This window comes from Amycolatopsis sp. GA6-003, from assembly GCF_046267895.1.
In the GTDB taxonomy this organism is placed as follows: domain Bacteria; phylum Actinomycetota; class Actinomycetes; order Mycobacteriales; family Pseudonocardiaceae; genus Amycolatopsis.
On sequence record NZ_CP176499.1, the window covers coordinates 5,235,722 to 5,254,206 of the forward strand.

An 18,485-nucleotide genomic window follows, 5' to 3' on the forward strand; every position below is an offset into this window, starting at 1 on the left:
GATGCTGTCCTCGGGTCAGCTGCTGGCCGAGCGCTACAAGCTGACGAACCGGATCGCCGTCGGCGGGATGGGCGAGGTCTGGCAGGCGAGCGACACCCGGCTCGACCGGGTCGTCGCGGTCAAGGTGCTGAAAGCCGAACTGTCCGGCGACGCCGAATTCCTGCACCGGTTCCGCACCGAGGCACGGATGACCGCCTCGCTCAACCACGCCGGGATCGCCGCGGTGCACGACTACGGCGAGACGGTCAACGAGGACCTGTCCATCGCGTACCTGGTGATGGAGTACGTGGAGGGCGATCCGCTCGCGGGCATCCTCGCCAAGCACGGGCGGCTCACCGCGGACTACACGCTCGACCTGCTCGAGCAGGCGGGCACCGCGCTGCAGGCCGCGCACGAGCAGGGCCTGGTGCACCGCGACGTGAAACCGGGCAACATCCTGGTCACCCCCGCGGGCAAGGTGAAGATCACCGACTTCGGCGTGGCCAAGGCCGCCGACGCCGCCCCGGTCACCCGGTCCGGCATGGTGATGGGAACCGCGCACTACATCGCGCCGGAGCAGGCGCTCGGCCAGGACGCGGAACCGGCCAGCGACGTCTATTCGCTCGCCGTGTGCGGGTACGAATGCCTCGCCGGGCACCGGCCGTTCCTGTCCGAAAACGCGGTGACGGTCGCGATGATGCACATCCGCGACGTCCCGCCGCCGCTGCCGCCGGACGTCCCGCCGGGCGCGCGGGCCGTGATCGAGGCGACGCTCGTGAAGGACCCCCGGCAGCGGTACGCGAGCGGCGGCGAGTTCGCCGGCGCGATCGCCGCGGTCCGCGCCGGCCGCCCGCTGCCCACCCCGCTCGGCGTGGTCAACGCCGCCTACGCGGCGGGGCAGGCTCCGCCCGTGCCGCCGGTCCCGCAGGCGGCTCCCGGCGCGCCGGTCGGGCCCAGTTCCAACCCGGCGTTCCGGCCGCTCTCGGCTCCGCCAGGACCGCCGGGTCCGCCGGTCCCGCCGCCGAAACGGAACCAGTGGGGCTGGTGGGTGCTGCTCGCGGTGGTCATCGTCGTGGTCCTGGTGGCCGTGGCGTTCTTGATCGCGAGAGTGGTGTCGGCCGGCAACGGCGGACCGCCGCGAAGCGTGGACAACGGGAGCGAACCGACCTCCGCCACGCCCGCCGGCACGAGCGAGGCCCAGGGCCTGCAAGGCATGATGACCACACCTTGGACGGAATGGAACGGCACGAAGCGATGACGACACCCAGACTGCTCTCCAATCGGTACGAGCTGGGCGACACGCTCGGGTACGGCGGTATGTCCGAGGTCCACCACGGGCACGACGTGCGGCTGGGCCGGGAAGTCGCGATCAAGGTCCTGCGCGCGGACCTCGCCCGCGATCCGCAGTTCCAGGAGCGGTTCCGGCGCGAGGCGCAGAACGCCGCCGCGCTGAACCATCCCGCGATCGTCGCCGTGTACGACACCGGCGAGGCGAACACCGACGTCGGGCCGCTGCCCTACATCGTGATGGAGTACGTCGAAGGCCGGACGCTGCGCGACATCGTCAAGACCGAGGGCCCGCTGTCGCAGAAGCGCGCGATGGAGGTCATGGCCGACGTCTGCGCCGCGCTCGACTTCTCGCACCGGCACGGCATCGTGCACCGCGACGTGAAGCCGGCGAACGTGATGATCACGAAGAACGGCGCCGTCAAGGTGATGGACTTCGGCATCGCGCGCGCCATGCACGACGGCCAGTCGGCGATGACGCAGACCGCGGCCGTCATCGGCACCGCCCAGTACCTCTCGCCGGAGCAGGCGCGCGGCGAATCGGTGGACGCCCGCTCGGACGTCTACGCGGCAGGCTGCGTGCTGTACGAACTGATCACCGGCGAGCCGCCGTTCACCGGCGATTCCCCGGTCGCGGTGGCGTATCAGCACGTGCGGGAGGACCCGAACCCGCCGTCGTCGGTGAACCCGGCGGTGTCGCCGGAGCTGGACGCGGTGGTGCTGAAGGCGCTGGCCAAGGGCCCGGCGAACCGGTACCAGTCGGCCGCGGAAATGCGCTCGGACCTGGTCCGCACGCTGTCCGGGCAGCGTCCGTCGGCCCCGATGGTGATGTCGGACGACGAGCGCACCCAGGTGATGAACGCCGACCGGCGCCAGCCGCAGGCCTACGACGACTACGCCGACGAGCCGGAAGAGGATCCGCGCGCCAAGCGCCGCCGCCGGATCATCTTCGGGGTGATCGCCGCGCTGCTCGTGGCGGGCGTGGTGCTGCTGATCTTCTGGCTGAGCGGATCCTTCCGCGACAAGAACGAGACCGCGCAGATCCCGCCGGTGGTCAACCAGCAGGTGGTGCAGGCGAAAGCAGCACTGCAGCAGGCGGGCTTCTCGTCGTTCGCGCCGAACAAGAACGTGGTGTGCGGGACGGAGGCGAGCAACCCCGGCGGCCTGACGTGCTCCGAGGACCAGATCGGCAAGGTCATCGCGATCGACCCGCAGGTCGGCGCGACGGTGTCGACCACCTCCACGATCACCCTCACCGTCGGCGTGCAGCCGGGCAACACCACGGTGCCGGATCTGCGCGGCAAGTCGGCGGAGGAGGCGAAGTCGGCGCTCGAGCAGGCGAAGCTGAAGCTCGGCAACACGACCTCGCAGCCGGTCGACAACCCGAGCGACGTCGGCAAGGTCGTGTCGCAGAACCCGACCGCGAACTCCTCGAGCCCCGAGGGCACGCCGGTGGACATCGTCGTCGGATCGGGCGTCAACCAGAAGGAAGTCCCGAACACGGTCGGCAAGGACTACGCGACGGCGAAGCAGATCCTGGAGAACGCCGGTTTCCAGGTCAAGCGCACCGACCAGGCCTCGGACCAGCCGAAGGACCAGGTCATCAACCAGCAGCCGAACGGCGGCAACCTGCCCCCGAACAGCACGGTGCGGCTGACCGTGTCGTCCGGTCCGCAGCAGATCCAGATGCCGGACCTGACCGGGATGACCGAGGACCAGGCGACGCAGAAACTGCAGAGCATGGGCTGGTCGGGCAGCATCCAGACGCAGACGACACACAGCGGCAGCGGCCAGCCCAACACCGTGGTGAAGCAGAACCCGCAGGCAGGCAGCCAGATCAGCCCGACCCAGTCGATCACGCTGACGATCAAGCAGGACGACGGCAGCGGCGGCTCGCCGACGTCCAGCTCCGGCGGCGGGATCTTCCCGCCGGGCGGCATCCACAACAACGGCTGACCCGCACGTAAGGAGGGCCCGCACGGTACGCACCGTGCGGGCCCTTTTTTCGCGCCGGCCGATCAGTCCTGGTCGAGGAAACTCCGCACGCTGGCGAGCACCTCGTCGACGTCGTGCCCGCCTCCGCAGTCGACGTCCAGCTCTTCGACGGCCCCGGAACGTTTCACGGTGAGCGACACCCGCCGTCCGTCCCGCTGGCCGCGCAGCCAGCCGAAGAGCGACCGGCAGAAGGTGCCCGCTGACCGGCTGCTCACCATCACGACCACGCCGCTTCCCGGCCCGGCGAGCCGCACGCGCCCGGCTAGTTCATCCTCGGCGCCAAGCCAGGAAACCAGGTGCTGCAACTCGTCCGCGGAGCCGTCCACGGTGATCGCGGCGATCCCTGCCGTCACGGATGCTCCCCTCGCGGGCCCAATAGACGGCGCGAGGGTAACCGACTCGCCACCGGGGCGGGAACCCCCAAATCGGCATTTGCTTACTGCAATTTGCAGCCTAATCCGCCCGGGGCTGCCGGAGAAGCTGCTTGACCAGCGCGAAGAGGCACCTGAGCGCCCCGAGCGACAAGGCAGTCGGAATCGCGATATTCATCGGCCGGATCGTCGCCACAGAAGCCGGGACCCCCAAAGGAAGAATATTCCTGCGGTGGGCCGAGACAGCTCCGGATCGGGCAGGGCGCTTATTCGGTCAGGACTTCTGGTCGAGGAATTTCTGCAGCGCGGCGAGCACTTGTGCGGAGTCGTCGCCCGAGCCGCATTCCAATTCGAGTTTGTGTCCGCGGTCAGCTTGAAACCTCCCCCTTGTTCAAGACCGGCGCGCCGAGACCGCGCCCACCACGGCCATGCTCGCCGCCAGCAACCCCACCGAAGTGCCGATCGCCAACGCGAGCGGGCCGCCGTATGGAGTGCCGCTCATCAACGCTTCCAGCAGCGGATGCACCACCGGAACCCATTTCCCCAGCAACACCGCGCCGAGTACGAGAACCGCGGCGAGCACCGTCCAGCCGATGCGTGAGACCAGCAGCCGCGAGCACGGCAGGCCGATCGCGATGCCGACCAGCGCGCAGGCCAAATGTGTTGCCAGACCAGCACTGACGATCTGCCAATGCAACTGATTCCGATGCGCCGCGGACCATGCGACAGTCGCCAGCGTGCACACCAGGGTGCAGCCGAAAACCGTCAGTACCGCGCCGCCGATGGTTTTGCGGTTGCCGCCGGCGTGGTTGAGGGTGATCAAGCGCTGCACCGGATCTTCGATGTCCAGCAACGCGATCGTGAGCCAGCAGCCGAGTACGAGAACCCCCGCGCCGCTCACGCCGTACAGCGGAAGCACTGGCGAACTCGGGTCTGCGTAAAGGATCGAGCACAACGCGAGGTACGCGAGCCCGGCAGGCAAGTACCGCTGCGAATGTCCCAGCAGCGCCAAGTAATAACGGCTCACTGCGAGCACGGTGCCACCTCCCGCACGGACCAGCCGCCGGACAGTGCGCGCAGCAGCACGGCGTCGGCATGCTCGGCGTCGACAGTCAGGACCACGCCGCCTGCCTGATCGGTGACCGTGTGCACGCCTGGTTCAGCGGACCAGTTGTCGACGCTCGACGACACCGGCAGCAGCGTGATCCGCTTCCGTTCCGGATGCGTTTCCAGCGGCGAGATCCGGCCGGAGTCGAGCCGGTACACGTCGTCGGCGTGTTCGCGCACGACGTCCGGCCGATGGTCGGTGAACACGACGCTCGCGCCGCGGGCCCGGGTTTCCGCGACCAGTTCGCCGAGCACCGTGTGCGTGCCGACGTCGAGCCCGGACCAGGGTTCGTCGAGGATCAGCAGGTCCGGCTCGGCCAGAACGGCTTGCGCCAAGCCGACTTTCTGCGCGTTGCCTTTCGACAGCGTGCGCAGCTGCGCGTCCGGGCTGCCGACCAAAGCGAGCCGCTTCAGCAGCGGGTCGATTCCGGACAGGTCAGCCAGCCCGCGAATCCGCGCGAGATGCCGCAGGTACGCCCGCGCGCTCAGCCGCTGACCGCCGGGAAACCGGTCCGGCAGATAGCCGACCGCCGGGGTTCCGGCGAGGTCGCCGTACGACGGCCGCGACACCCCGGCGAGGATCCGCAGCAGCGTCGATTTGCCCGATCCGTTGGCGCCGAGAATGCCGGCCACCCGCCCGGCGGGCACCTCGAAATCGATGTGCGTCAGGACGGGTTCGCCGCCGCCGTACCGTTTTCCGACTCCGCTGAGCCGGATCAGCGGAGTCGGCGCGGTCACGCAGCCGCGGCCTTCTGCAGCGCGCGGGTGGCCCGCTCCAAGTCGTCGACGACGGTCGGGTCGACCGGGTGGCCCGCCGAGGCCATCCAGTTCGCGAGCATCCGGTGGCCGCATTCGGTGAGCACGGATTCGGGGTGGAACTGCACGCCCTCGAGCGGCAGTTCGCGGTGCCGCATGCCCATCACGATGCCGCTCTCGGTGGTCCCGGTGACCTCGAAAACGGCCGGGTCGATGGTGTCCGGGAGCACGGTGAGCGAGTGATAGCGAGTGGCGGTGAACTCCTCCGGCAGCCCGGCGAGGATGCCGGCTCCGGTGTGGCGCACCTGGCTGGTCTTGCCGTGCAGCAGCTCGGCCGCCCGGTCGACAGTGGCTCCGAAGTGCACGCCCAGCGCCTGGTGGCCGAGGCACACGCCCAGCATCGGCGTGCGCGTCTCGGCGCATTTCGCGATCACGTCAATGCTCTGACCTGCGCGTTCGGGCGTGCCGGGGCCCGGGGAGACGAGCACCGCGTCGAATTCCGGCACGCGGTCGAGATCGACGACGTCGTTGCGCCACACCGTGCAGTCGGCGCCGAGCTGCGCCAGGTACTGGACGAGGTTGTAGACGAAGCTGTCGTAGTTGTCGACGACGAGAACGCGCATACCGCCAGCTTAGCGGCTCCCACCTGCTGGACCGTACGCCAGATCACAGTGAAAGTTAGGATCACCTAACTTACCGTGGACCGGTGAGCCGAATCCTTCGTGTCGCCGTGGTGGGCGCCGGCCCCGCCGGCATCTACGCCGCCGACCTGCTGGACAAGTCCGACGCGAGCGTCGAGATCGACCTGTTCGAGCGCATGCCCGCGCCGTTCGGGCTGATCCGCTACGGCGTCGCGCCCGACCACCCGCGCATCAAGGGCATCGTCAACGCCCTGCACAAGGTGCTGGACCGGCCCAACATCCGGCTGCTCGGCAACGTCGACTACGGCACCGACCTGAAGCTGGACGACCTGCGCGAGTTCTACGACGCGGTCATCTTCGCGACCGGCGCGAGGTCCGACCGCGCGCTCGACCTGCCCGGCATCGACCTCGAAGGCAGCCACGGCGCGGCCGACTTCGTGTCCTGGTACGACGGCCACCCGGACGTGCCGCGCACCTGGCCGCTCAATGCGTCGTCGGTCGCGGTGCTGGGCGTCGGCAACGTCGCGCTGGACGTGGCGCGCGTGCTCGCCAAGACCGCCGACGAACTGCTGTCGACCGACATCCCGGCGAACGTCTACGAGGGCCTGAAGGCCAGCCCGGTCACCGACGTGCACGTGTTCGGCCGCCGCGGTCCGGCGCAGGCGAAGTTCTCGCCGCTCGAACTGCGCGAACTCGACCATTCGCCGAACGTCGAGGTGATCGTGCACCCCGAGGACATGGAGTTCGACGAGGCGAGCGTCGCCCAGCTGCGGTCGTCCAAGCAGACCGACATGGTCGTGAAGACGCTGCAGGAATGGGCGATTCGCGACGAAGGCTCCCGGCCGCGGCGGCTGCACCTGCACTTCTTCCACTCGCCGGTCGAGGTACTCGGCGAGGACGGCAAGGTCGTCGGCTTGCGCACCGAACGCACCGAATACCGCGACGGCGAGGTCGTCGGCACCGGCGAGTTCCACGACTGGGACGTGCAGGCGGTGTACCGCGCGGTCGGGTACCTGTCGTCGCACCTGCCGGAAATCCCGTTCGACCACACCGCGGGCGTGATCCCGAACCAGGGCGGCCGCGTGCTGGACCTGGACGAGAACCAGGTCCCCGGCGTGTACGTGACGGGCTGGATCAAGCGCGGCCCGGTCGGCCTGATCGGCCACACGAAGGGCGACGCGGCCGAAACGGTCGCGAACCTGCTCGCCGACGCGGACACGCTCGCCGCGCCGCGGCATGCGGAGCCGGACGCGATCCTGGATTTCCTCACCGCGCGCGGGATTTCGTTCACCACCTGGGAAGGGTGGGGCAAGCTCGACGCGCACGAGAAGTCGCTCGGCGAGGCCGAGGGCCGCGAGCGGGTGAAGGTAGTGGAGCGCGACGAGATGGTGCGCGTTTCGCGCGGTTGATTCACCTAGACGATCTTCCCGCGAGCGTGCCTGCTTTCGCTCAGTTCGGGTGCTCGCCGTGCGGCTGTTCCGGTGGGAGTGATCCACCAAAGTGGTGATGAAACTCGTTTTCTCTTGTGGCCGGGTCGGGCGGGCCGGTAGCTCTGAGGGGTACCGCTGACCATGGAGGTTGTCTTGTCCTTGGACGTATCGCCCGCGCTGCTGGAAAAGGCCGAACGCGGGGAGGTCTCCGACGCCGAGTTCGTGGCCTGCGTACGGGAATCGCTGCCGTACGCGTGGGAGGTCATCACCGGAGTGATCGCGGAGGCGGACACCGCCGCGGACGGATTCGCGGACAACGAAACCCCGCCGCCGGACGAGACCGCCCGCGGTCAGCTGCTGCGGGCGCTGGCCTCGGACGCGATCCGGGGCGGGCTGGAGCGGCATTTCGGGGTGAAGCTGGCCTTCCAGAACTGCCACCGGGTGGCGGTCTTCCGGGACACCGACGGGGATCGGTACCGGGCGTTCGTCTCGCCTCGGGGGCAGTTGCTGAACCAGAGCCCTGAACTGCGGGACTGCTGAGTTCGAACCTGCGAGCTAGAGAGTAGAAGGCTCGAGACCCCGCAGCGCGGGCAGCACCTCGGCGCCAATCCGCGCGATATTCGCCATCGTGCCCTCCGGCGTGCCGGACGCTTCCACGAACATGATCACGTGGGACACCCCGGTGCGCCGGAGGCTTGTCCGCAGGGTTTCGACACAATGCTCAACCGGACCGACCGGATGGATCGCGCACAGTTTTTCCGTGTACTCCCGAGGGTCCCGGGAAGGACCAGGCCGGTCGTCCACCGGAACATGGGCGGCTAAGCCGTCCGCCAGCCAACCCGGCAACGCACCGCGCACCACCTCGCCAGCATCGTCGCCGACCTGGCACAGCACTGTCGACACATGCTCCGCAGGCGCGCCGTAAGCAGCGACAGTCGCCGCCTTCTCGGCGTCATCCGCGTGCAGGCCCAGCAACAACGGCAACCTGCGTTCGGCGGCAAGCCGGACCGCGGAGGAAGCCGGGCCGCCGCAGGCCACTACCACGTTCAAAGATCGTTGCGGGACCGGGCGAAGCGGGACTTCCCGGAAAGCGAAATGAGAGCCCTCCGCCGAGACACGGCCAGTCGCGGCGGTCAGCAAAAGGTCCAGCGACTCCGCGAAACCCGTTTCGTAGCGCGGCAATCCGGTCCCGAACACCTCCAGGTCCTGCCACGGCCCGCCCCGGCCGACGCCTAACCGCAGGCGGCCGTCGGAGACTGCGTCGAGCATCGACCACTGCTCGGCCAGCGCCACCGGATGCGTCGTGGACAGCACGCTCACCGCGGTGCCCACGCCGATTCGCGACGTCCGGCCGAGCACGTGCGCGGCGAGCGTGATGGCCGACGGGCACACCCCGTACGGCATGAAGTGGTGCTCGGCCAGCCACACGTCGTCGAAACCGGCGGCCTCCGCCGCGCAGGCCGCTTGGACGGTGCGCCGCAGTACGGCGGCGTCGTCCTGGCCCGGGAAGCGGCCCGAGACCAGGAAGACCCCGAACCTCAGTTGTTCACCGACACGTTGTTGAACCACAGCAGCGGGTCCAGCCACGGGAACACCACGAACATCAGCAACGCCACGATTCCCAGCACCAGCACGAGCGCGATCGCGAACTTCACCGCGAACGGACCCGGCAGGTGCCGCCAGAGCCAGCCGTACATCAGGACGCCACTCCGATCTTCTTCAGCAACGTCGTGTAGTCCGGCACCTGCGTCTTCGGCACCTGCCGGGTCAGCACCGAGGTGATGATCAGCCGTTCCTTCGCCGAGAACTGCGGGTGACACGTGGTGAGCGTGAGCAGCGAAGCCTGCTGCGCCTTCGGCAATGCCCCGGCCGGCTTGTACGGCACCGGGTTCACCGCGTCGCCCTGGCTCGGCTGGACCACCTTGCGGCCGAACGTCTCGTCGTACGGTCCGCCGCCGGGGATGCTCGAATCGCGCAGCGTCGACACGCCCTTGCACTCCGGCTGCGCGCCCTTGCCGCTGCTCCAGCCCTTGATCTCGTCCTCGTACGGCAGCACCTGGTAGATGAAGAAATCGGTGTGCGTTTCGATCACGATCTGGTCGCAGGAGCTCAGGTTGTCCAGGTCGTTGAACGGCGCGCCCTTGCCGACGCGGTGCCCGGCGATGCCGAAGTTGCCCGGTTCGCCCGGCAGCGCGGTGCCCTTGTAGTGACCGGGGCCGACCGCCAGCGACTCCTCGCCGGTGCCTTCCTGGATGGTGAAGTTGAAGTCCGCGCCGAACGACGGGATGTGGATGCGCGCGAACGCCTTTCCGTCGATCAGCTCCGGGTGCAGCGTGCGGTCCTTCGCCCAGTCGCCGTCGAGCTGATCGCTCGCGGTGTGCTGTTTCTCCGCGGAGAACAGGTCGGTGACCCACACCTCGTACACCATGAACAGCAGCACGATCACGCCGAGCGTGATGAAGATTTCGCCCGCGGTGCGGATCGCGAGCCCGCCCTTGCCCAGCGGCGGCGGGGTCTTCTTGGCCTTCTTGTCGTCCTTGTCCTCGACCGCGACCGCGGAGAACACCTCGGTCGGCTGCTCGGCGAACTCCGGGCCGGTCATCCGCCGCCGGGACGGATCCGGCGCGGCGGCGCCCACCCGGCGCGGCATCTGCCTGCCCTCTTCCGGCTGCTGACGCGGCTCGCGCGGACGTCGGCCAGGATCCCCGGGCTGGGCGCGGAATTCCCCGGTACGCCGCGGGCGCTGCGGGCCGCCTTCGGCGCGGAACTCGGCGGTCCGGCGGGGTCCGGGCTCGCGCGGGCCGCCGAAATCACCGCCGCGGGGGTCCCCCTCGCGGGGCCTGCCTTCGCCTGGACGCCCCTGCGCCTGCCGGTTTTCGCCGCCGTCCCGGCGCGGTCCGCCCCGGTCGATCGGCGTGCGCTGTTCGGGTGATCTGCGGCCCGGGTCCCCGGCCACTCTTCGCCTCGGCGGGGTCTCCCCGGACTGCCTTCTCGGCGGCGGCGGCTGACGGCGGACCGGGCGGTCAGGTCCGGTGCCGGGGCGGCGGTCGTCCTCGCCCGGCCAATCCTGCGGCGTCACGCAAGCTCCTCCCGCGCCCGGCCGGAGCCCTCCTCGGCACTCCAGGTGGCGCTATTGTCACAGTCTGAGAAACCCCGACCGCTCCCGCCCGGTGCTGCGGAGCCGTCCTTTACGTTAACGTGTGCACGTGGCGCTGGTTGCGCACCCCGACAGCGGGACCTCGTCCAGGATGCCGCCACCAGGAATGCCCGAGAGCACGCGAGGAAACGATGCCGAAGTCGAAGGTCCGCAAGAAGACCGCGTACACCCCGCCTGTCGACCGCCGTACCCCGGTGAAGGTCCAGGCCGCGGGACCGTCGAACCTGTTCTACAAGATCGTCATGTTCGGCCTCATGCTCCTCGGGCTGGTGTGGCTGGTCGTGAACTACATCGCCGGCGACAAAGTTTCGTTCCTCAGCGAACTCGGAAACTGGAATTTCGCGATCGGATTCGCCGCGATGATCGCCGGCCTGCTGATGACGATGCGGTGGCGCTGACCATCCGCCGGATCAGCTTTGCTCCGGTCGGCCGATTGACACCGAATCACACCGGTGTGACTCATCCCCAGTGTGGATAACCCCTGTGGATAACCACCCGACCTCCTGGGCCCCGCGCCGAAACCTCGTGGTAGTGGCGTGGGGCCTGACCACGTTGCTGCTGGTCGGAACGGTCCTGGACGCGCTCTTCGGCGACGGCAAGGGCGCGGTGCTCACCGGCCTCGCGACCCTGGCCGTCGGCGCGTTCGCGATCCACTGGACGCTCGTGCGGCCGCGCCTGTCCGCCGACGAGCACGGCCTGCGGACTCGCACGCTCAGCGGCACGCACCGGCTCCCCTGGACCGGCACGACGATCCGGCTGCGCAGCACGCGCCGCCTCGGCCGCGACGGCGTGACGCTCGAACTGGAGCGCGACGACCAGCTGTTCATCTTCGGCCAGACCGACCTCGGCGAGGATCCTCGCGACGTGCTGGACATGCTGACCGAGTTGCGGGCTCGCTCAGCCGGAACCTGACAAGCCGCAGAGATACCGCAATTCGCCGCGGACCATGCCGAAATCGCACTCGAGCGACGGGATCTGGCCAGCGCGCCAGGCGACCAGCCCGACGAGCGCGAGCGTGATGATCACCAGGCCGGTGGTCTGCCACCGCACCCGGTTGCGTTCGGGCGCGTAGAGAATCGCGGCCGCCACCAGCGCGCCGGTGACGAGGCCGCCGACGTGCGCGAGGATCGAGATCTGCGGGATCGTGAACGTCACGTAGGCGTTGATGGCCAAGTTGATCAGCAGCGCGGTCGGATTCAGCCGGAGCTTGAGCACGATCACCGCGTAGGAGCCGAGCAGGCCGAAGATCGCCCCGGAGGCGCCCGCGGACGGCCGGTTCGGCGCGTCGAACAGCAGCACCGCCGCGGACGCGCCGAACATCGACACGAAGTACAGCGCCAGGAACCGCGACTTGCCGAAAACCTGCTCCAGCGCGCGGCCCATCATCCACAGGGAGAACGCGTTCGCCGCGATGTGAATGGGCCCGTAGTGCAGGAAGCCCGAGGTGAAGATCCGCCACCATTCACCGCCGCCGAGCGCGGGATACGTCCACAGCTCGCCGAGCATCTCGATGCGTGCGGCACCGTTGTCGAACAGGCTTTTCGCTTGGACGACGGTGATCAGGAAGAGCACCACGTTCACCGCGATCAGCGTCGCGGTGACGATGTACGAGTTCGAAAGCCGGGCCCCGGCGATCGTGCGGGAGCCCATTCCGGCGTCACGGTACTGCCGGTGCTGCTGTTTCTGCTGTTGCGCACCGGTCTGGACGCAGTCCGTGCACTGGAATCCCACCGGGGCTTCGCGCAGGCAGTCCGGGCAGGCCGGACGCCCGCAGCGGGCACAGCTGAGACCGGTCGGGCGGTTCGGATGCCACCAGCAACCGGGAAGAGAGGGCGCGGACGGGTTCGGCGGTTGGCTCACGATGACTCCAACCTACCGAAACCCCATCCCCGCCTGCGGCTCGTCAGTCTTCGACGGTGATCTTCTCGATGACCACGTCGGACAGCGGGCGGTCCGCCGGTCCGGTCGCGGTCGTCGCGATGGCGTCGACGACGTTGCGCGACTCCTGGTCCGCCACCTCGCCGAAGATGGTGTGCCGGAAGTTCAGGTGCGCGGTCGGCGCGACGGTGATGAAGAACTGCGAGCCGTTGGTGCCCGGCCCGGCGTTCGCCATGGCCAGCAGGTACGGCTTGGAGAACTGCAGCTCCGGGTGGAACTCGTCGCCGAACTTGTAGCCGGGGCCGCCGCGGCCGGTGCCCGTGGGGTCCCCGCCCTGGATCATGAAGCCGTCGATGACGCGGTGGAAGATCGAGCCGTCGTAGAACGGGCCGGAGTTGCCGCCCTTCGCGTTCGGCTGGGTGTACTCCTTGGAGCCGGTGGCCAGCCCCACGAAGTTCGCCACGGTCTTCGGCGCGTGGTCGGGCAGCAGGTTCACGTGGATGTCACCCTGGTTGGTGTGCAGGGTGGCCTTGCGGGCGCTTTCAGTCACGCCGCCATCGTGCCACCCCTTCGCACAAATGGGGGGTTCAGGGGGCCGTCCCGGCCCGGCGCGCCGGACGCCCTCCCAGGAAGAAGGCACTTTTCCGAGGTTTCCCGGACGCCCGCAGCGGGAAGCCGCAGCGGTGCGGGCGGAAAAAGGGCAGGATAGATGTCAAGCAACAGATCTGTTTCACAACGATTGATGAGGTGAAGACCATGACCCGGGCCGTGGAATCGGTCGGCGAGTCGGTCAAGTCCGGCTCGGCGGACCTGCGGAAGCTGGTCGTCGAGGCGGGCAAGGCGGGCGCGAAGGCCGCCGAGGCCGGCGCGGAGGAGCTGGGCAAGCGGAGCCGCCGGGCCCAGCGCAAGCTGGCGAAGAAGACGGAGCTGACTCGCAAGGAGCTGAAGAAGAGCTCCGCCGCGGCGCGCAAGGAAGCGCTCGCCCGCATCGCCGAGATGAAGAAGCCGGGCCGCAAGGCCAAGAAGGCCGCGATCAAGGCCGCCGCGTCGGCAGGCGAGTCGAAGCGCCGCGGCAAGAAGGACTTCAAGGCGGCGAAGAAGGAGTTCCGCGCCGCTCTGGAGGAGGCGAAGAGCGCCGCCAAGGGCGTCCGCAAGCGTCGCCGCTGGCCGTGGGTCCTCGGTCTCGGCGCGGTCGCGGTCGGCACCGCCGTCGCGCTGAAGTCGCGGCAGCAGGAGCCGCCGGTCGCCCCGGTTCCGCCGAAGGCCACCCCGCCCGCTCCCCCGGCCCCGAAGCCCGCCCCTGAGGCCAAGGAAGCCAAGGACGCGAAGGACGCCACGCCGGGCGAGCCGAAGACGAACGGCAAGGCGCCGAGCCCCTCGGCCGCCGAGAAGAAGAACTGAACGCGCGAAAAGGGCCCCGGGAAGTGCGTCCCGGGGCCCTTTTTCGTATGTCGCTCAGCCGGTTCAGGCCGCGGCGGCGTGCTTGTCGATCAGCTGGCCGAGACGCGGCAGCGCCTCCTCGACGTTCTTCTTGCCGTTCGGGCGCAGCTTCGAGTAGACCTTCTTGATGCTGTCGCGGCTGCTGCGCTCGGCGCGGGCGTCGGTGACCCCGAGCAGCGCGTCCGACGCCTCGTCCGAGCGGCTGCTCAGGTAGGCGCCGAAGTCGTTGCCGCCCTGGGCGCGGAAGTCGCCGTAGAACGGCTCGAGGGCGTTGGAGAAGTCGTCCAGCAGGCTGTCGATCGCCGACGGGATGATGCCCGGCTTGATCTTCTTGACGGCGGCGAAGCCGGTCTTCACGACCGCGCCGGAGACCCCGCCCTTGTCGGCGACCTCGGCGTCCACGAGCTCCGCGAAGTCGGCGACCACGGTGGGGCGACGGCTCGAGTCAAGCAGGATTTCCTTGAGGGTGTCAGCCACGAATCTGTCCTTGTCGTCGATAAGGGGTAACCAAAGTATTCGGTGCCGGACGGGCACCCGCCGCGCGAGTGTTGGGGGGACCGCGCGTGCTGCTTAGAGTAATACAAGATCAACTTCACTCACCCGTGCGGAGCCCGTTACTCAGAGCTTCAGGGCAGCGATAGCCTTTTTCGCCACTGTGCGTGCTTTGATGCTCTGCTTCTGGTTGCTCGTCACGATGACGGCGTTCCCGCCCTTGGCGACGGCGTAGACCACCCCGTCGCCGGACGGCTGGTAGCCGCCCTTCCACCCCGCCGGGTCCGACGCCGGGTTCGACGTGTCGACCGGCGCGGCCTTGTTGACCAGCGCGGTCGCGACGTCGCTGTTGCCCACATACACCCGCACGGTCAGCTGGACGCTGCCGTCCGGGCGGTAGAAAAAGCACGTCGGATGCGGTTCGTCGGCGGACACCTTCACCTTGGTGACGTGCTGTCCGTTCGCGTCCTGCACCGTCTCGTTCGACAGGTACGGACACTCCGCGGTGCGTTCGGGCCGCGGATCGGGCGGCAGCCCCGCCGACGCCGACGCGGAACTCGCCGGCGCCGAAGACGGAGTCTCCTTCGCCGGGCTCGACGGATTGCAGCCGGCGAGCAGGACCAGGGCTGGGGCGAGAACGAGAAGTCGGCGCATGGCGGGCACAGTCAACCATGCCCGGTGAAGTCCGCGCGAAGGCGGCGCGTGCGACGATGACCCCGGATTCCGCTCAGCCCCGGGGAGGTCGCGGACGTGCTCACGCCCGAGCAGTACCTGCAGGTGGTCGCCGAACGCGTAGTGCGCAGCGGCGGCAGGCTCAATACCGTCCAGATCGGACCGGTGACGTCCGCGGTCGGCCTGTTCACCGAGTCGATCATGCTGTCCACGATGAACTACTGCGTGGTCGCCGGGGCCTACCCGAACATCGACGCGGCGACGCTGCAGCAGTTCACCGGCATGGCCACCCAGCACGCCCGCGCCAACGTGCAGGGCACGATCGGCTGGACCGCCGCGTCGGTGGTGATCTGCGGGCTGGTCGGGCACGTGCACCCGGACGCCGCGCAGCTGGCGAGCGCGAAGACCAGCAACCAGTTCGGCGGCGAAACCCGGATGGTCGCGGTGGATCCGCAGGCGGGCATGACCTACGCGTTCACCGGCGGGAAGCTCTGGGGCGCGGCGATGCACGGCGCGATCCGGGCGAAGCTGACGTTCTGTTTCCCGCAGCCGGGCGAAGCCTTCCAGCAGCTCCAGTGGCAGCAGCAACAGCAGGCGGGCTACGGGCAGCAGCCCCCGCAGCCGGGTCCCGGCGGCTTCCCCGGGCAGATTCCGTCCGGGCCGATGCCGCAGACCGGGCCGCCGCCCGCCGCGGGTCCGGCCGGGCCGCAGCCGCCGCACTACCCGCCGCCGGGCCAGCCGCCGTACGGTCGGTGACATGGTTTCGTTGCGCGGCTGGCAGTCGTTTCCCGAACAGCTCCCGGAATTCGACCCGGACCACACCCCGGAGACGCCCGAGGAGCTGTTCCTGGCCTGGCTGAACGAGGCGGGCGAACACGTGCTGGCCCCGCACGCGGTCACTCTGTCCACAGTGGACGCCGACGGCGCGCCGGACGCTCGCGTGGTGATCCTGAAGAACGTCGACGCGGACGGCTGGGCGGTCGCGACCAGTTCGGAAAGCCCGAAGGGCCAGCAGCTGGCGGCGAATCCGCGCGCGGCGTTGACGTTCTTCTGGCCCGGCCGCGGACGGCAGGTGCGCGTGCGCGGTCTGGTGGTTCCGGCCGCGCCCGAGGTATCCGCCGCGGACTTCCTCGCTCGCCCGCCGGCGTCGCGGGCCGAGGCGTACGTCGGGCATCAGTCGGAGGTGCTGTCCGACCCGGAGAAGCTCGTCGAAGCCGCCGCGGCCGCCGCGGATTGGGTGGCGGAAAACCCGGACGTGGCACCGGAAACGTGGACGCGCTACCTGGTCCAGCCGGAATCGGTGGAGTTCTGGCAGGCCTCGCACGACCGGCGGCACCTCCGGGTCCGCTACCGCCGCGAACCCGCGGGCTGGGTTCGCGAACGCCTCTGGCCCTAGAGCCGGGAGTTGGCCCGCAGCTTGGAAATCGCGCTGACAGTGGCGTAACCGCGCCATTCCAGCGCGGCCGCCGGGGAGAAGCTGGCGAAGTCGACCGTCCAGCCGCCGTCGGGCTGCTGGCCGTGTTCCAGCCGGGTCAGGTCCGCTTCGACCGCCTCCGGGGTGAACAGCCGTCGCGACGGGCCGGGGACCGGGCTGAAGTCGAGCGGCCGCAGCACCTCGCCCTCGGAGCCGCCTTGCACCGGGACGATTCCGCTCTCCGGCAAGAACTTCCCCAGTTTCGTCAGGAGTTCGCCGGCTTCCGGATACCGGTCGTAGGAGGCATCGAGCAGGTGGATCGCGAAGCTCAGCTCGATGACGTGCGGCATCTCCTCGAGGTCGGCGATCGCCCGCAGGCACCTCTCGGTCGCCCGCGCGAGCCACGGATGCGCCGCGACCGCCGGATCGTGTTCGGCGACCCGCCACGCCGCCGAAGTGACGAACGCGGTGCTCTGCAAGGAGAACACCGCCGGGTCGGCCCCGGTCCAAAAGGGAGCGCACGCGGTCGGGTCGGCGACCGGGAACGCGAACGGCAGCCCGCCGTCGGGGAACGACACCGAGGCCAGCCAGTCGCACAATTGCACCGCGTGCGGCGTGGTCACCGGTGCGACGTCGGCGAACACCTCGAACGCGTGCAGCGCGCCGCCCGGCTGGCTTTCCGGCGCGCGCAGGTCCGGTTCCAGGCCCCAGCCGTAGCCGCCGTCCGGATTCCGGTAGGCCGCGACCGCCGCGAGCACCTCCTCCGCGCGCCCGTTTCCTTCCAGCAACTCGAACCGCCGCTGGTCAAGCAACCGGCCGTGCCCGGCGAGGAACGGGGCGACGGCCTCCAGTTTCACAGTCACCCGGACACCGTCGCACGGGTGCGGCGCGGCGGTCTTGAACGAATCGGCCACCGGCCCGAACGAGCGGATTACTGGGGCTGAAGCGCGCGCCGTGGCACGATTCGGAAGTGACCAGCAAACCGGACGACGCGCAGCGCTTGGCTGACCTCGCCCGGTTGCGCCGCGTGCGCGACCGGATCGACCGCGAGTACGCGCGTCCCCTGGACGTCGAGGCGCTCGCGCGGAGCGTCAACGTCTCCGCCGGGCACCTGAGCCGGCAGTTCCGCGCCGCTTACGGAGAGTCGCCGTATTCGTATCTGATGACCCGTCGCATCGAGCGCGCGATGGCGTTGCTGCGCCGGGGCGACCTGAGCGTCACCGAGGTCTGTTTCGAGGTCGGCTTCTCGTCGCTGGGGACGTTCAGCACGCGGTTCACCGAGCTGGTCGGGAAGCCGCCGAGCGTGTACCGGCAGGAGGAGACCGGGGCGACCGAGGGGATGGCGCCGTGCGTAGCGAAACAGGTCACCCGACCGATCAGGAATCGAGAAGCACCCCGCTCGGCGCGAACCTAGTGTGATCGGCATGGACCTGACCATTCACGCGAGCTTCCTCCCGCACACCGATCCGGAAGCGACGCTGACCTTCTACCGCGACATCCTCGGCTTCGAGGTGCGCAACAACGTGAAGTACGGCGACCTGGCCTGGATCACCGTCGGCCCGCCCGGACAGCCGGACACCTCGCTCGTGCTGCAGCCGGTCGCCGCGTTCCCCGGCCTCACCGACGACGAGCGCCGGATGATCACCGAGATGATGGCCAAGGGCACCTACGCCGCGCTCAACCTGGCGACCAAGGACGTCGACGCGACCTTCAACCGGTTGCAGGCCAGCGACGCCGAGGTCGTGCAGGAGCCCACCGACCAGCCGTACGGCGTTCGCGACTGCTCGTTCCGCGACCCGGCCGGGAACCTGATCCGCATCCAGCAAGCGAGCTGAAGAAGTCCGAGCCGGACCTCTGGGGAAGACA

23 protein-coding genes are annotated in these 18,485 nt (G+C 69.3%); 11 read left to right on the forward strand and 12 right to left on the reverse strand.

The features are described from left to right. Nucleotide 1 precedes the first annotated feature (1 nt). On the forward strand, nt 2–1,237 hold the full coding sequence (locus F9C12_RS23505; protein ID WP_409461870.1) for a serine/threonine-protein kinase: 1,236 nt from the start codon (nt 2–4) through the stop codon (nt 1,235–1,237). Beyond that, complete coding sequence (gene pknB / locus F9C12_RS23510; RefSeq protein WP_409184017.1) at nt 1,234–3,222, forward strand: Stk1 family PASTA domain-containing Ser/Thr kinase; 1,989 nt, start codon at nt 1,234–1,236, stop codon at nt 3,220–3,222. The genes F9C12_RS23505 and pknB overlap by 4 nt, the downstream gene beginning before the upstream one ends. 62 nt (nt 3,223–3,284) lie before the next feature. Here pknB and F9C12_RS23515 read toward each other — a convergent pair whose 3' ends face one another. From F9C12_RS23515 to F9C12_RS23530, 4 genes are all read right to left on the reverse strand, one after another. Then, nucleotides 3,285–3,614 carry an effector-associated constant component EACC1 gene (locus F9C12_RS23515; RefSeq protein ID WP_409184018.1) on the reverse strand — a complete coding sequence of 110 codons (330 nt, stop codon included), beginning with the start codon at nt 3,612–3,614 and terminating at the stop codon, nt 3,285–3,287. A 409-nt stretch (nt 3,615–4,023) separates the two neighbouring features. Then, nucleotides 4,024–4,668: a hypothetical protein gene (locus tag F9C12_RS23520; RefSeq protein WP_409461871.1), complete on the reverse strand. Its 645-nt coding sequence runs from the start codon at nt 4,666–4,668 to the stop codon at nt 4,024–4,026. Next, the gene (locus F9C12_RS23525; protein ID WP_409186828.1) at nt 4,656–5,459 is read right to left on the reverse strand and encodes an ABC transporter ATP-binding protein; all 804 of its coding nucleotides are present in this window, start codon (nt 5,457–5,459) and stop codon (nt 4,656–4,658) included. The genes F9C12_RS23520 and F9C12_RS23525 overlap by 13 nt, the downstream gene beginning before the upstream one ends. A gap of 14 nt (nt 5,460–5,473) precedes the next feature. Beyond that, nucleotides 5,474–6,118 (reverse strand): aminodeoxychorismate/anthranilate synthase component II, encoded by a 645-nt coding sequence (locus F9C12_RS23530; protein WP_409184020.1) that lies wholly within the window; start codon nt 6,116–6,118, stop codon nt 5,474–5,476. Nucleotides 6,119–6,228: 110 nt separating this feature from the next. Between F9C12_RS23530 and F9C12_RS23535 the strand changes: the two genes are divergently transcribed. Further along, entirely contained in the window at nt 6,229–7,545 is a 1,317-nt protein-coding gene (locus F9C12_RS23535) for an FAD-dependent oxidoreductase (protein WP_409186829.1), read from the forward strand. Between the two features lie 174 nt (nt 7,546–7,719). After that, nucleotides 7,720–8,106, forward strand: coding sequence for an SCO5389 family protein (locus F9C12_RS23540; protein WP_043831500.1), 387 nt, complete (start codon nt 7,720–7,722; stop codon nt 8,104–8,106). Nucleotides 8,107–8,121: 15 nt separating this feature from the next. Here the strand turns inward: F9C12_RS23540 and F9C12_RS23545 are convergent, their stop codons facing one another. The 3 genes from F9C12_RS23545 to F9C12_RS23555 are packed head-to-tail and all read right to left on the reverse strand — an operon-like array spanning nt 8,122 to nt 10,216. Further along, a complete protein-coding gene (locus tag F9C12_RS23545) occupies nt 8,122–9,135 on the reverse strand; it encodes an LLM class flavin-dependent oxidoreductase (protein WP_409184021.1) in 1,014 nt (337 codons plus the stop codon). Beyond that, nucleotides 9,105–9,263, reverse strand: a complete 159-nt coding sequence (locus F9C12_RS23550; protein WP_093572273.1) for a hypothetical protein — start codon at nt 9,261–9,263, stop codon at nt 9,105–9,107. Before F9C12_RS23550 ends, F9C12_RS23545 begins: the two co-directional genes overlap by 31 nt. Next, entirely contained in the window at nt 9,263–10,216 is a 954-nt protein-coding gene (locus tag F9C12_RS23555; RefSeq protein WP_409184022.1) for a class E sortase, read from the reverse strand. The genes F9C12_RS23550 and F9C12_RS23555 overlap by 1 nt, the downstream gene beginning before the upstream one ends. A 638-nt stretch (nt 10,217–10,854) precedes the next feature. On the opposite strand from F9C12_RS23555, the gene crgA reads away from it, so the two are divergent. Continuing rightward, complete coding sequence (gene crgA, locus F9C12_RS23560) at nt 10,855–11,121, forward strand: cell division protein CrgA (protein ID WP_037809181.1); 267 nt, start codon at nt 10,855–10,857, stop codon at nt 11,119–11,121. Between the two features lie 85 nt (nt 11,122–11,206). After that, complete coding sequence (locus F9C12_RS23565; RefSeq protein ID WP_409461872.1) at nt 11,207–11,635, forward strand: PH domain-containing protein; 429 nt, start codon at nt 11,207–11,209, stop codon at nt 11,633–11,635. On the opposite strand, the gene F9C12_RS23570 is transcribed toward F9C12_RS23565, so the two are convergent. Then, nucleotides 11,621–12,373 carry a rhomboid family intramembrane serine protease gene (locus F9C12_RS23570; protein ID WP_409461873.1) on the reverse strand — a complete coding sequence of 251 codons (753 nt, stop codon included), beginning with the start codon at nt 12,371–12,373 and terminating at the stop codon, nt 11,621–11,623. The two genes, F9C12_RS23565 and F9C12_RS23570, sit on opposite strands and share 15 nt — an antisense overlap. 253 nt (nt 12,374–12,626) lie before the next feature. Then, nucleotides 12,627–13,151, reverse strand: coding sequence for a peptidylprolyl isomerase (locus tag F9C12_RS23575; protein ID WP_409184025.1), 525 nt, complete (start codon nt 13,149–13,151; stop codon nt 12,627–12,629). Between the two features lie 206 nt (nt 13,152–13,357). Between F9C12_RS23575 and F9C12_RS23580 the strand changes: the two genes are divergently transcribed. Continuing rightward, complete coding sequence (locus F9C12_RS23580) at nt 13,358–14,002, forward strand: hypothetical protein (RefSeq protein ID WP_409461874.1); 645 nt, start codon at nt 13,358–13,360, stop codon at nt 14,000–14,002. 63 nt (nt 14,003–14,065) lie between these two features. Here the strand turns inward: F9C12_RS23580 and F9C12_RS23585 are convergent, their stop codons facing one another. Continuing rightward, nucleotides 14,066–14,518 carry a DUF6918 family protein gene (locus F9C12_RS23585; RefSeq protein ID WP_009085521.1) on the reverse strand — a complete coding sequence of 151 codons (453 nt, stop codon included), beginning with the start codon at nt 14,516–14,518 and terminating at the stop codon, nt 14,066–14,068. 141 nt (nt 14,519–14,659) lie between these two features. Next, nucleotides 14,660–15,187: a DUF2020 domain-containing protein gene (locus tag F9C12_RS23590; protein WP_409184027.1), complete on the reverse strand. Its 528-nt coding sequence runs from the start codon at nt 15,185–15,187 to the stop codon at nt 14,660–14,662. 96 nt (nt 15,188–15,283) lie between these two features. On the opposite strand from F9C12_RS23590, the gene F9C12_RS23595 reads away from it, so the two are divergent. Together F9C12_RS23595 and F9C12_RS23600 are read left to right on the forward strand one after the other, a co-directional pair. Continuing rightward, nucleotides 15,284–15,961, forward strand: a complete 678-nt coding sequence (locus F9C12_RS23595) for a hypothetical protein (protein ID WP_409184028.1) — start codon at nt 15,284–15,286, stop codon at nt 15,959–15,961. Nucleotide 15,962: 1 nt separating this feature from the next. Then, nucleotides 15,963–16,601 (forward strand): pyridoxal 5'-phosphate synthase, encoded by a 639-nt coding sequence (locus tag F9C12_RS23600; protein WP_409461875.1) that lies wholly within the window; start codon nt 15,963–15,965, stop codon nt 16,599–16,601. Here the strand turns inward: F9C12_RS23600 and F9C12_RS23605 are convergent. Then, nucleotides 16,598–17,482, reverse strand: a complete 885-nt coding sequence (locus F9C12_RS23605) for a hypothetical protein (protein WP_409461876.1) — start codon at nt 17,480–17,482, stop codon at nt 16,598–16,600. The two genes, F9C12_RS23600 and F9C12_RS23605, sit on opposite strands and share 4 nt — an antisense overlap. Before the next feature lie 107 nt (nt 17,483–17,589). Here F9C12_RS23605 and F9C12_RS23610 point away from each other — a divergent pair, with 107 nt between their 5' ends. Beyond that, on the forward strand, nt 17,590–18,033 hold the full coding sequence (locus F9C12_RS23610) for a helix-turn-helix transcriptional regulator (protein ID WP_009085513.1): 444 nt from the start codon (nt 17,590–17,592) through the stop codon (nt 18,031–18,033). Nucleotides 18,034–18,043: 10 nt separating this feature from the next. Then, on the forward strand, nt 18,044–18,454 hold the full coding sequence (locus tag F9C12_RS23615; protein ID WP_409184031.1) for a VOC family protein: 411 nt from the start codon (nt 18,044–18,046) through the stop codon (nt 18,452–18,454). Nucleotides 18,455–18,485 lie beyond the last annotated feature (31 nt).